The sequence below is a fragment of the Lentzea sp. NPDC092896 genome (genome assembly GCF_044754905.1).
Lineage (GTDB): Bacteria > Actinomycetota > Actinomycetes > Mycobacteriales > Pseudonocardiaceae > Lentzea.
In genome coordinates this window covers 125044-137803 of the sequence record NZ_JBIVPX010000012.1, presented here as the reverse complement: position 1 = coordinate 137803, position 12760 = coordinate 125044, and the positions used below count along the sequence as shown (strand labels likewise).

Annotated in this window: 11 protein-coding genes; 5 read left to right on the top strand and 6 right to left on the bottom strand. The window is 68.3% G+C overall.

Features of this window, described 5'->3' with window-relative positions; genetic code table 11:
* Window positions 1-105 precede the first annotated feature (105 nt).
* Both ACIQF0_RS41550 and ACIQF0_RS41545 read left to right on the top strand, forming a co-directional pair.
* Complete coding sequence (locus tag ACIQF0_RS41550) at window positions 106-2331, top strand: HelD family protein (RefSeq protein WP_401039668.1); 2226 nt, start codon at window positions 106-108, stop codon at window positions 2329-2331.
* A 95-nt stretch (window positions 2332-2426) separates the two neighbouring features.
* Entirely contained in the window at window positions 2427-5027 is a 2601-nt protein-coding gene (locus ACIQF0_RS41545) for an NACHT domain-containing protein (protein WP_401039431.1), read from the top strand.
* Here ACIQF0_RS41545 and crcB read toward each other — a convergent pair.
* Genes crcB through ACIQF0_RS41530 form a run of 3 tightly spaced genes read right to left on the bottom strand, consistent with a single transcriptional unit; the run spans window position 4972 to window position 6057 of the window.
* A complete protein-coding gene (gene crcB / locus ACIQF0_RS41540; protein ID WP_401039428.1) occupies window positions 4972-5310 on the bottom strand; it encodes a fluoride efflux transporter CrcB in 339 nt (112 codons plus the stop codon). The genes ACIQF0_RS41545 and crcB overlap by 56 nt on opposite strands.
* Window positions 5307-5633 carry a fluoride efflux transporter FluC gene (locus tag ACIQF0_RS41535; protein WP_401039425.1) on the bottom strand — a complete coding sequence of 109 codons (327 nt, stop codon included), beginning with the start codon at window positions 5631-5633 and terminating at the stop codon, window positions 5307-5309. Before ACIQF0_RS41535 ends, crcB begins: the two co-directional genes overlap by 4 nt.
* Window positions 5614-6057 carry a MarR family winged helix-turn-helix transcriptional regulator gene (locus ACIQF0_RS41530; protein ID WP_258950829.1) on the bottom strand — a complete coding sequence of 148 codons (444 nt, stop codon included), beginning with the start codon at window positions 6055-6057 and terminating at the stop codon, window positions 5614-5616. Before ACIQF0_RS41530 ends, ACIQF0_RS41535 begins: the two co-directional genes overlap by 20 nt.
* A 57-nt stretch (window positions 6058-6114) precedes the next feature.
* Between ACIQF0_RS41530 and ACIQF0_RS41525 the strand changes: the two genes are divergently transcribed.
* From ACIQF0_RS41525 to ACIQF0_RS41515, 3 genes are all read left to right on the top strand, one after another.
* Window positions 6115-7149, top strand: a complete 1035-nt coding sequence (locus ACIQF0_RS41525) for an MFS transporter (RefSeq protein ID WP_401039423.1) — start codon at window positions 6115-6117, stop codon at window positions 7147-7149.
* A 73-nt stretch (window positions 7150-7222) separates the two neighbouring features.
* Window positions 7223-8026 (top strand): SAM-dependent methyltransferase, encoded by an 804-nt coding sequence (locus tag ACIQF0_RS41520; RefSeq protein WP_360042127.1) that lies wholly within the window; start codon window positions 7223-7225, stop codon window positions 8024-8026.
* A 54-nt stretch (window positions 8027-8080) separates the two neighbouring features.
* Window positions 8081-10054, top strand: a complete 1974-nt coding sequence (locus tag ACIQF0_RS41515; RefSeq protein ID WP_401039420.1) for a putative bifunctional diguanylate cyclase/phosphodiesterase — start codon at window positions 8081-8083, stop codon at window positions 10052-10054.
* On the opposite strand, the gene ACIQF0_RS41510 is transcribed toward ACIQF0_RS41515, so the two are convergent.
* Genes ACIQF0_RS41510 through ACIQF0_RS41500 form a run of 3 tightly spaced genes read right to left on the bottom strand, consistent with a single transcriptional unit; the run spans window position 10020 to window position 12735 of the window.
* A complete protein-coding gene (locus ACIQF0_RS41510) occupies window positions 10020-11378 on the bottom strand; it encodes an NAD(P)(+) transhydrogenase (Re/Si-specific) subunit beta (RefSeq protein WP_360042121.1) in 1359 nt (452 codons plus the stop codon). The genes ACIQF0_RS41515 and ACIQF0_RS41510 overlap by 35 nt on opposite strands.
* Entirely contained in the window at window positions 11375-11641 is a 267-nt protein-coding gene (locus ACIQF0_RS41505; RefSeq protein ID WP_053737731.1) for an NAD(P) transhydrogenase subunit alpha, read from the bottom strand. The genes ACIQF0_RS41510 and ACIQF0_RS41505 overlap by 4 nt, the downstream gene beginning before the upstream one ends.
* Entirely contained in the window at window positions 11638-12735 is a 1098-nt protein-coding gene (locus ACIQF0_RS41500) for a Re/Si-specific NAD(P)(+) transhydrogenase subunit alpha (RefSeq protein WP_401039418.1), read from the bottom strand. Before ACIQF0_RS41500 ends, ACIQF0_RS41505 begins: the two co-directional genes overlap by 4 nt.
* Window positions 12736-12760: the final 25 nt, after the last annotated feature.

Sequence of the window (12760 nt, the reverse complement as noted above, 5' to 3'; positions counted from 1 at the left end):
ACAGCGCGGGCAGGACATTGCGAATCGGAATAAAAGCCGACGCCGCATGATATCGAGAAATGAGGCAAGTTGTCAAGCCCCTCCGATGACCTCCGGCTCGCCGAAATGGAGCCGGAGCAGGAATACGTGGCCATGTTGTACGGCCGGCTCGACGACCTCCGCGAACAGACGTCGAAACGACTCGCACAATCGTTGCGACAAACCGGCGGCACGCATCAGATGCGGTCCGAGCGCGACACGTCCGTCGCGATGTACACAGATCAATTGGCCCAGTACAGCGCGGTCGAGAACGGACTCGCGTTCGGCAGGCTCGATTTCCACAACGAAGACCGCTTCTACATCGGCCGAATCGGTCTCTTCGACGAGGACAAGGATTACGAGCCGCTGCTGATGGACTGGCGGGCGCCCGCCGCCAGGCCGTTCTACCTCGCCACCGCCGCCTCCCCTGACGGCGTGCGGCGACGCAGGCACCTGCGGACCCGCTCGCGCAAGGTGATCGGCCTCGACGACGAGGTGCTCGACATCAACTCGGTCAGCCGCTCGTCCAAGGACAGCCTGACCGGCGAGGCGACGCTGCTCGCCGCGCTGAACGAGTCGCGCACCGGCCAGATGAGCGACATCGTCGCGACCATCCAGGCCGAGCAGGACAGGATCATCCGGTCCGAGCTCAACGGCGTCGTCGTCGTGCAGGGCGGACCCGGCACCGGTAAGACCGCCGTGGCCCTGCACCGAGCCGCATACCTGTTGTATACACACCGTCGACAGCTGGCGAAACGCGGTGTTCTGGTCGTAGGCCCGAACACGACGTTCCTGCGATATATCAGTCAGGTCCTCCCGTCGCTGGGCGAGACCGGCGTCCTGCTGTCCACGGTCGGCGAGCTCTACCCGAACCTGACCGCCACCGGACGCGAGTCGGCAGCGGCGGCCGCGATCAAGGGCCGCCTCGAGATGGCCGACGTGATCGCCGCGGCCGTGCGGGACCGCCAGGAGGCGCCGCCGTCCGTCGAGATCCGCTTCGACAACGACGTGCTGCGCCTGGACCGCCGGGCGATCTCCGAGGCACGCGGCAGGGCCCGCCGGACCCGCCGCGCGCACAACGAGGCGCGCCGCACGTTCGCCCGCGAGATCATCTCGACGCTGTCGGGCATGGTGGTCAACAGGCTGGGCGGGCACCTGCTCGACAAGGCGGACGTGGACGACATCCGCCGAGAGCTGCGCGAGTCCCCCGAGGTCCAGGCCGCGATCGCGTCGCTGTGGCCGGTGCTGACGCCGTTCTCGCTGCTCTCGGAGCTCTACGCGAACCCGAAGCGCCGCAACCGGGCGATGTCGAAGTTCACCCGCGAGGAACGCGACCTGCTGCAGCGCGTCTCCGACGACTGGACGCCGGCCGACGTCCCACTGCTGGACGAGGCCGCCGAACTGCTCGGCGAGGACGACACGGAGGCCAAGGCCCGCGCCGAACGCCAGCGCCGCCAGGCCGTCGAGTACGCGCAGGGAGTCCTCGACATCCTCGACCTGGACGACGACGCGGACCCGGACATGCTGACGGCCACGGACCTGGTGGACGCGTACCGCCTGGCCGAGCGCCACGGCGTCGACCGCTACGAAACCGCCGCGGAACGCGCCGCGGCCGACCGCACCTGGACGTTCGGCCACATCATCGTGGACGAGGCCCAGGAGCTGTCGGCGATGGCGTGGCGCACGCTGATGCGCCGCTGCCCCAGCAAGTCCATGACGGTCGTAGGCGACATCGCGCAGACCGGCGACATCGGCGGCGCCACCTCGTGGGGTTCCGTGCTCTCGCCATACGTCCAGAACCGTTGGCGCCTCACGGAACTGACGGTCAACTACCGCACGCCGGCCGAGATCATGGAGGTCGCCGCGGACGTGCTCGCCTCGGTGGACGCCTCCCTGGTGCCACCGACCTCGGTGCGGGAAACCGGCGTGGCACCTTGGGTATCCACGGTCACGTCGTACGCGTCCGAGGTGCCAGCGCTCATCGCCCGCGAGGTCACCGCCGTCGGCGACGGCAAGATCGCGGTCATCGTGCCGGCAGCGCTGCTCTCGTCGGTGGGCTCTGCCGTGGCGTCGTCGGTTCCGGGTTCCTCCGTCGGCAACGAGCTGGAAGAGGCCCAGGTCGTCGTGCTCGGCGTGACCGACGCGAAGGGCCTGGAGTTCGACTCGGTGGTCGTGGTCGATCCGGACGGCATCCTCGCGGAGTCGCCGCGTGGCGCTTCGGATCTGTACGTCGCGCTGACCCGTGCCACGCAACGGCTCGGCGTCGTGCACACCGGCACGCTGCCAGATGTGCTATCCCGTCTGAAGGACTGATCTGGCCGAGGCACCTCCTCCGCGAAACGATGCGCGCTCCAGCGACGACACGCTGAGTGCGCATCGTTTCGTCGTCTTCGGCTAGGAGCCTCCTGTTGCCCAGCATCGAGTCGACAGTGATCCAGGTCGTCGTGGAGGTGAGCGACCAACTCTCCGCTCGGCTCACCGAGAAGCTGGAGTTCCGGCGCGTCTCGTCCTGGACCGTCGAGACCGAGAGGCTCCTGCGGGACCTCGGCCGGGACGCGGACGCGTTGCTGGGCTACCTGGAATCGCCCGACTTCGCGGCGGTGGCCGCACAGCAACGTTTCGGTGCCACGATGGACGCGGTCGTGAAAGACCAACTGTGCCAGGGACTTCGCCTCGCCGGGATACCGGACCAGCTGTTGGAGAGGTCCACCGACGTCGTGCACGACGTGCTGGTGACCGCCTGCCAGGAAGCCAGGCCTGTGTTCGCCGGCGCCAGCGCCAAGATCGACCAGAATGACCTGGTCGCCGCGGCGGCGATCACCTCCCTCCTGCTCAAGGGACTCACATCGCTCACCCGGATCCACGCGTTCGCGGCCCGCATGCGCTCCCAGGTCGCCGCGCTGCACAGCCAGATCCGCCTGCCGCACGCGGGAGTCAGCCGGTCCGTCGAGTACACACGGCTCTACATCGAACCCACGCTCGCGTCACCGTTCGTCCTGAGGCTGGGCGCTCCGGGACAACGGGTGCTGGTGCAGGGCGATCCCGGCGCCGGGAAGTCGACACTGGCAGCGAAGTTCGCGCACGACATCGCGAACGACGGCTCCGGCCGCGTGCCGTTCCTGCTGGTGCTGCGGGAGTTCACCGCCGCGTTCGACGAGGGCGGCCGGGACCTCCCGCACTACCTGGAGAAGCTGTGCCAGGCGCCGTACAACGTGAAGCCACCGCCCGACGGCGTCGAGTACCTGCTGCGCACCGGCCGGGCCGTGGTCGTCCTCGACGGCCTCGACGAGTTGGTGCGGACGGAGCTGAGACGCCGGGTGGTGGCGTTGGTCGAAGGCTTCGCGCACCTGTACCCGTTGGTGCCGATCCTCGTCACGGCGCGGAAGATCGGCTATGAGGATGCGCCGCTCAGCGCGGACCTGTTCGTCCCGAGCCACATCGCGGAGTTCGACGACGAGCAGGTCACCGGTTACGTGTCCCGGTGGTTCGAGCTGGACGAGGCCACCTCGCCGGTCGAGCGGGAGCGGCTGGCCACGTCGTTCATGGAGGACAGCCGGCAGATCACCGAGCTGCGCAGCAATCCGTTGCTGCTGACCCTGTTGTGCGCCATGTATTCCAGTGACCGCTACCTGCCGCAGAATCTCGCCCAGGTCTACGAGCGCTGTGCGCTGATGCTGTTCGAGCAGTGGGACTCGAAGCGCGGCATCGCGTTGCCGCTGCGGTTCCACGGGCGGCTGCGCGGCGCCGTGCAGCACCTCGCGTGGAAGATGCTCAACGCCAAGGTATCCGGCAAAGCCCTGTCGCGCACCAGGATCGTCAACGTCCTGACCGGCTATCTCGACGCCAAGATCGACGACCACGACGAGTCAGTGGCGATGGCGGAGGAGTTCCTCGCGTTCTGCACCGGACGGGCGTGGATCCTCACCGACGTCGGCGCTACCGAGTCCGAGGCGCAGTACGGGTTCACCCACCGGACGTTCCTCGAGTACTTCGCCGCCGAGTACCTGGTCCGCACCCATCGCACCGCCGCGGAACTGTGGAAGGTGTTGTCGCCTCAGCACGACCAGTGGGACGTCGTCGCGCAGATCGTGCTCCAGCTCTACGACCGCAACGTCGAGGGCGGCGTCGACGAACTGCTCACCGAGGCGCTCGCCAACGAGGGAGTCGACTTCGCGGCTCGCTCACTGCACCACGTGCATCCCAGTACCCGTACGGTCCGGGCGATCACCACTGAGGCCGTGGACAGGTCCGTCCGCTTCCCGCTGGACCTGCGCATCGACACCGAGGTGCGCGACCTGACCAAAGTCGACGGGCCGCTGCGGGACTGCATGTACGCGTCCTCTCCGGTCAACCTCCCGCTCATCACGCAGGTGGTCACCGACCGCTTCAGCACGCACATCCGCGACGGGGAGGCCGGTGTCGCGCTCGTGCTCGATTTCATGATCAGGAACGACCTCTGCCAGGAAGGTCACCTCTGGCGGCAGCGCCGGCAGGAGCTGACCGCGCTGCACCAGGAACGGTTGGACGAACTGCGCAAGGCGGTCCCCTGGGCGGGCGGATCGATGCTCTTCCGGCCGGAGATTCTGCACGAGATCCTGCACCGCTTCGGAGTCCGGACGCTCTACTCGCGGTGCATGTACCTCGACACCGACCACGTCAGCGCGGTGACGATCTTCATGCGGGAGTCCGGACAACCGTTCTCCCCTGCCGTCGCGAACGACATCGCCGTCACGATGACGACGCTGCCAGTCCCGTGGGCCGAACGCCGCCACCTGCGCGGCATCTCCTGGGAGGTCCACCGCATCTCCCCCGATGACAGCCTGAAGGTGCTGCTGTCGCTGCCCCCTCGCGAGATGAACAAGCCCGTTCGACGGAATCTGCCGTTCTGGTGGCAGAAGAGCGGTCTTCCTCCTGAGGTGCGCGACTTCCTGGAAGCCTGGGAGCGCGGCGAACTCAGCGTGCTAGACCCAGCCCGACAGCCGCCGCCCCCACACCCAGAACAACACTGACCAGAACGTTCAGCAAGGCTGAACGGTACTTCTCCGCCTCCAGCAGCTTCACCGTCTCGTAGCTGAACGTCGAGTACGTGGTCAGCCCTCCGCAGAACCCCACGCCCAGGAGCGGCATCCACGACGTCCCCACGACGAACCCGATCAACAGGCACCCGATGACGTTCACCGTCAAGGTGCCCCAGGGAAAGTCCGACGAGTGCCGCGCCTGCACGAACCGGTCGAGCAGGTACCGGCAAGGCGCACCCAAAGCGGCCCCGAGGAACACCACCAGCACGGTCATCGCGTCACCCGCAGCCCGAGAAACGCCGCCAGCACAGCACAAACCGGCGTGGCCAGCAGCGCCCACGACCACGAAGCCGCATAGGACGAGAACGCCGTGAAGCCGCCCAGCACCCCCACCCCGAAGAACGCGCGCACCAACGGCCGCGGCACCAGCCCCATCAGCACGCCGATCAAGAACGACCCCAGGACGTTGATGATGAACAGCCCCCACGCGCCAGGAACGAGCAGAGACAGGCCGTAGCGCGCCACTCCGCCGAGCCCGCCGCCCAGCGACACCAACGAGACGAACGCCAGCGGACGGTCAGGTGGTGGGCTCGGCAAGGTGCTCCACCAGGTGGTCCAGGGCCTTCAACGCGCGCACGACGTCCTCCCGTTCCGAGGACTCCAGCTTGCCCAGTGCGGCGCCGATCCGCTTCTCGTGTTCGCGCTGCCAGACGAGCAGCTGTTCGTGTCCACGGGGTGAGACGGATAGCCGGGCTACCCGTCTGTCCTTGGGGTCTCCGCCGCGGACGACCAGGCCTGAGTCGATCAGTTGGGACACGAGTCCGGACACCGTGTTGGGGGCCAGCCGCAGGGCCGCGGCGAGGTCGCCGACCTTCATCGGCGGGCGCTCCGCGAGGGTCTGCAGCAGCTCTACCTGCGCCATCGGCAGGGATTCCCACGGCCAGTCGGCCCGGATGCTCGTCCGCAACGCCCGGCGCAGGCGAGTGACGACGTCGGTGAGCGTGCGGGCTTCGTCTGACATGCGGAAATCTTACTGAACTCCCGGCAATAGCTCTGTGTCAGATATAATCTGAACACGATGAACTGGTTCGTCACGGAGTCGCCCAGACCGGCGTGGATCGCCCGCCGGTCGTACGCGCCTTGGCTGGTCATCGCGACGGTCTGCTTCGGCGCCTTCATGGGGCAGCTCGACGCCTCGATCGTCACGCTGGCGTTCCCCGCGATGAGCGCGCACTTCGGCGCCGACCCGGAGTGGATCTCGCTCAGTTACCTGATCACGCTCGTGGCGCTGCTCGTCCCAATGGGCAGGATCGCGGACCGGATCGGGCGCAAGATCGTCTACATCTACGGCTTCGCGTTGTTCACCGGCGCGTCCATCGCGTGCGTGTACGCGCCGGGGTTCGACTCGCTCATCGCCGCCCGGATCGCGCAGGCCGTAGGGGCGGCGATGTTGCAGGCGAACAGCGTCGCGCTCGTCACCACGGCGGTGGCGCCGGAGCAGCGGCGCAGGGCACTTGGGGTTCAGGCCGCGGCGCAGGCGACCGGGCTGGCGGCGGGGCCGTTGCTCGGTGGGTACCTGACCGAGAACTTCGGGTGGCAGGCCGTGTTCGCGATCAACGTGCCCATCGGCGTCGTCGCGATGGTGCTGGGGCACTACCTGCTCCCCCGCACGAAAACGGCGCGCGACAAGGGAAAGCCGTCACCAAAAGTCCTGCCAGGGCTGGTGGGTGTGCTGCTCACCTACGCCGCGTTGTTCGCGCCGATGACGTTGCTGCCGTTCACCATGAAACAACCCTTGGCACATATAGGACTCACGGTCGCCGCGTTGCCGCTCGGGTTCGCGGTCGCGGCGACGGTGCTGAGCAGGCCTGGGATCAGGACAGGAGCGCTGATCACGGCCGTGGCGCTGATCCTGCCTGTGCCGCAGGTGGTTCAGCTCGTCGTCGCGGGCATCGGGCTCGGGATCATCGCGCCTGCCTGCACGAAACGGGTGATGGGCGCGCTGCCGGAGGGGTCGGCCGGGGTCGGCAGCGGGCTGGTCAACGTCGCGCGAGGACTCGGCACGGCACTGGGCGTCGCCGTGGCGACGCTGTTGATTCACACTTTCCAGTGATAGCAGCGGTTCTGATGGAGCAATGGGACTCAAGCACTGCCGTACGCGTGTGGCGTCTCAGTAGCCTGGTCACATGTCTGAACGGGTGAGCTGGGTTCCGGAAGGCGTCGACACGGGCAGGCCGAGCGCCGCGCGCCTCTACGACTACCTGCTCGGGGGCGGGCACAACTTCGCGGCCGATCGGGCCCTCGCGGAGAAGTTCCTGCGGGCCCAGCCGAACGCCCGCACGATCGCCCGGCTGAACAGGGCGTTCCTGCGCCGGGCCGTGCTGCTCATGATCGACGAGGGCATCCGCCAGTTCCTCGACCTCGGCTCCGGCATCCCGACGGTCGGCAACGTGCACGAGATCGCCCGCAAGGCCGACCCGGAGGCGCACGTCGTCTACGTGGACTTCGAGGAGGTCGCGGTCGCGCACAGCCAGCTCATCCTGGAGGGCGACCCGCGTGCCACGATCGTCCAGGAGGACATGACCAAGCCCGACGCGGTGCTGCGGTCGGCACGGGACAGCGGCCTGATCGACTTCTCGCAGCCCGTCGGGGTGCTCACGGCCGGCGTCTTCCACTTCGTGCCACCGGAGGCCGATCCGAACGCGATCGTGGCCGCCTACCGCGACGCCGTGCCCGCGGGCAGCTACCTCGCCGTCTCGCAGTTCACGCAGGACCTGCAGCCCGCGGAGATGGCCGGGATCGTCGAGGTCATGAAGAAGAGCCAGAACCCGATGTACCCGCGCACGAAGAGCGAGATCGAGGCGCTCTTCGCCGGGTTCGAACTGCTGGAGCCCGGCATCGTGCCGACGCCGCTGTGGCGGCCGGAGGGCACGAACACCGACGATCCGGACAAGGCGGGCATCTACGCCGCCGTCGGCCGGAAGTCGTAGTGCGCCCGTCGCTGTTGGCCGGGGAGCGGTGAATCCGTACGCTCTGTGAACAGCATGGAACTTCCGGAACTCGCCGCCCGCTGGATGCACGCGCTGACGCCCACCGCGTACATCCCGCTGTCCCACGCCGAAATCGAGCAAACACTGCTCGATTCGCTGCGCGAGCTGCCGGAGTCACCTGAATCGGTCGCCTATCGATTGGTGTCACTGCACGCGACCGGACCCGACTCGTTGCGTGCCACGATCGAGGTCCTTTCGCCCGCGTTCGCACTACCCGTGCTGGCCCGGCTGAGCTCCGCGTACGCACAGGCCATGCGGATGGACGCGTTCGACCAGCAGGAGCAGATCAAAGTCGCGATCGTGCGGGCCAAGCAACGGGTCGAGCGCACGCTGATGGTCAGCCAGGCGCGGTTCCAGGAGGTGTTCGACTCCGCCGCGCTGGGCATCGCGATCACCGACTTCACCGGCAGGTGCGTCCAGGCGAACGACGCGCTCGCCGAGATCGTGGGACTGGAGTCGGGCGCCGACGTCACCGACCGCGACCTGCGCGAGTTCTACCACCCCGAGGACGTGGCCGCCCTGGGCGCCTCGTACCGGAAGGTGCAGGAGGGCCACGTCGACAGGTTCCGCGACCAGCGCAAGCTGATCCGCGTGGACGGCGAACCGGTGTGGGTGCACCTCGCGGTGTCGGTGCTGCGCGACGCGGACGGCGAGCCGACGCACCACGTGACGATGGTCGAGGACATCAGCGAGCTGCACCTGTTGCAGCGCAGCCTCGACCACCAGCTGCTGCACGACTCGCTCACCGGCCTGTCGAACCGCCAGTACTTCATCTCGCAGGTGGAACGCCGGCTCGACGGTGCGCCGATCACGTTGTACCACCTGGGTCTGGACGCGTTCTCGGTCGTGAACAACGGCCTCGGCCAGGAGACCGGCGACAAGCTGCTCAAGATCGTCGCCACCAGGCTGGGCAAGTTCGCCGCCGAGAAGCACGCGGTGGTGGCGCGGGTCGGCGGCGACGAGTTCGCGATCCTGGTCACCTCGGACACCGTCACCTCGACGGTGGAGGAGATCCAGGAGGTCCTCGGCGAACCGACCTTTGTGGACGATCACGGCATCGCGCTGTCGGCGAGCATCGGCGTGGTGGACCGGCCGCCGGCGTTCGCCACGGCCGCCGAGCTGATGCGCTGCGCGAACTCCGCGCTGCGCCAGGCGAAAGCGCGCGGCAAGCGGCAGTGGGCGTTGCACGACCCGCACGACGACGCCCGCCGCCGCGGCAAGTACGCGCTGGCCGCGTCGATGCCGGGCGCGTGGGAACACGGCGAGATCGAGATCGTCTACGCGCCGGTGCACGACCTGGAGACGAGCGAGGTGCTCGGCGCCGTCGCACGGCTGCACTGGGACGACCTGAGCCACAACGACACCATGGCGCTGGCCGACTCGACGGGCCTGTCGCTGCCGATCGGCCGGTGGCTGCTGCGGGAGGCGTGCGCGCAGGCCGCGAGATGGGTGACGGAGTTCGGCGACCGGGCGCCCACGCTGCACATCGCGTTGGGCGCCCTGCAGTCCCGCGACGAGGACCTGGTGGCCGACGTCAAGCGGGCACTCGACGAGACGGGCCTGCCCGCCGAACGGCTGCGGCTCTCCCTGGACATCTCGTCGGTGCTGGCGGGCGACGACAACGCGGTGGTGCTGCACGACAGCGGGATCGTCACGGCCCTGGACGGGTTCCGCGGCGGCCACGACGAACTGGCCGTGCTGACCGAGGTGCCGGTCCGCTCGGTGATCACCCGCGCGCCCGCGCCCAGCCCGGATTCCCCTCTGCACCAGGCGATGCGCGCCCTGATCGCCACCGTGCACAGCCTCGGCGTGCGGTTCGGCGTCGACGAGGTGCACACCCGCGCCGACGCCGAGCACTGGAGACAGGCGGGTGCGGACGGCGTGATCGGGTTGCTGCCCGCCCTGACCGCGGCCGAGGTGACCGAACTGCTGGCTACAGCTGCTTCACCGCCGCCAGCAGCTTCGTGAGCGAGTCCTTCGCATCACCGAACAGCAGCGTCGTCTTCGGGTTGTAGAGCAGTTCGTTGTCCACGCCGGCGAACCCCGGCCGCATCGAGCGCTTCATGAACACCACGGACTTCGCGCGGTCCACGTCGAAGATCGGCATGCCGTAGATCGGGCTGGACGGCTCGTCCCGCGCGCCCGGATTGACCACGTCGTTCGCACCGACCACCACGGCCACGTCGACCGACGTGATGCCGGGGTTGACGTCGTCGAGCTCCTTGAGCTGCTCGTACGGCACGTCCGCCTCGGCCAGCAGCACGTTCATGTGCCCCGGCATGCGGCCCGCGACGGGATGGATCCCGTACGCGACCGACACTCCACGCCGTTCGAGCTGCGACACGAGCTCACGGACGGCGTGCTGCGCCTGCGCGACAGCGAGCCCGTAGCCCGGCACGACGACCACGTTGTTCGCGTACCCCAGCAGGATCGCGACGTCCTCGACCGTGCCCGACTTGACCGTCCGCTGCTCTTCCCCTTGCACCGCAACGGTCGTGGCCTTGAACGCGCCGAACAGGATGTTCGTGAGCGACCGTCCCATGGCCTGCGCCATCAGCCGGGTCAGGATGGTGCCGGACGCGCCGACGAGCGTGCCCGCGACGATCAGCAGCGTGTTCGCCAGCACGTACCCGGACGCGGCGACCGCGAGACCGGTGAACGCGTTGAGCAACGAGATCGCGATCGGCACGTCCGCGCCACCGACCGGCAGCACGAACAACACGCCCAAAGCGAGCCCGACGACCGCCAACAACCACAGCAGGAACCCGTTCGGCACCGCCATCGTCAAGGCGCACAGGGCGATCGACGACACGCCGGCCGCGATCGCCAGCTGCTGCCCGGCCGGCAACAGCACCGGACGGGTCGTCATCAGCTCCTGCAGCTTGAGGAACGTGACCACCGAACCGGAGAAGCTGACCGAGCCGATCAGCACCGTCAGCACGGTCGCGAGCCGGAACATCACGTCGGTGTCCGGCACGGCGAAGAACTCGGCCAGCGCCACCAGTGCCGCCGCCGCGCCACCGACACCGTTGAACAGCGCCACCATCTGCGGGATGGCCGTCATCTTCACCGACCGCGCGGCCGGAATGCCCACCACGACACCGAGTGCGACGGCGATCAGGATCCACAGTCCGTTGTGGACGACGCCGTGCACGTAGGCGGTGATGACCGCGACCAGCATGCCGAACGCGCCGATGAAGTTGCCGTAGCGCGCGTATTTGGGCGAGCTCAGGCCTTTCAGCGCCAGGATGAAGCACACCGACGCGACGAGGTACATCAGCTGGACCGTCATCGCTTGAACATCTCCAGCATCCGGTCGGTCACCACGAAGCCGCCGACCACGTTGACCGTGGCCAGGAACACCGCGAGCAGCCCCAGAACCAGCTCCAGGGTGCTCTCGGCGGACCCGGTGATCAGGATCGCGCCGACCAGGATGACGCCGTGGATGGCGTTGGCGCCGGACATCAGCGGCGTGTGCAGGATCGTGGACACCTTCGAGACCACCTCGAAGCCCACGAACACGGCCAGCACGAAGATCGTCAGCAGGTCGATCACGGCGACTCCTTGCGGATCTGACCGTCGTGGGTGAGGCAGCAGCCGTCGAGCACCTCGTCTTCGAGGTTCGGCCGTACGACGCCGTCCGCGATCATCAGCTTGAGCAGGTTCAGCACGTTGCGCGAGTAGAGCTTGCTCGCGTGCACCGGCATGGACGACGGCAGGTTCAACGCGCCGTGCACGAGCACCTCACCGACCCAGGTCTCCTGTCCCGCAACGGAAGCGGCGCAGTTGCCACCGGACTCCGCCGCCAGGTCGACCAGCACGGAACCGGGGGTCATGGCCTTGAGCATGTCGGTCGTGACGAGCACCGGGGCCTTGCGACCGGGGATCGCGGCCGTGGTGATCACGACGTCGGACGCCGCGACGTGCTCGCCGATGAGTTCTCGCTGGCGTTCCAGGAACTCCTCGGACTGCACGGACGCGTAGACGCCGGACTGGGTCTCCAGTTCGAGTTCGAGGAACTTCGCGCCGAGGCTGCGGACCTCTTCACCCGCGGCCTTGCGCACGTCGTAGGCCTCCACGACGGCGCCGAGCCTGCGCGCGGTCGCGATCGCCTGCAGACCGGCGACTCCGGCCCCCAGCACGAGCACCTTCGCCGGCGGCACGGTGCCCGCCGCAGTGGTGAACATCGGCAGGAACCGCGGTAGTCGCTCGGCGGCGACCAGAACGGCCCGATAGCCGGCGACCAGCGCCTGGGAGGACAGGGCGTCCGCGCTCTGGGCACGGGTGACCCTGGGCAGCAGGTCGAAGCTGAACGACGTGACGTTCCGCCGCGCATAGACCTCTAGTAGTTCCCGCTCGCCTTGGGGCTGCAGAAAACTGATGGTGACCGCGCCGGGTTTGAGCTTCTCGGCCTGGTCGGTGGTCAGCGGTTGCACGGACACGACGACGTCGGATTCCGGCGTCGGGTCCTCGGGCGTCACGGTCGCCCCGGCCGCGCGGTAGGCGGCGTCGGGGGCGTGGGCATGACGCCCGGCGTTTTCTTGGACGTGCACGGTCAGTCCAGCGTCGACCAACGACGACACCGTTTCCGGTACGCAGGCGACTCGGCGCTCGGCGGGCCGCGACTCTGCGGGGGTTCCCACTTTCACCGTACGCACGTTACGCGATCAATGG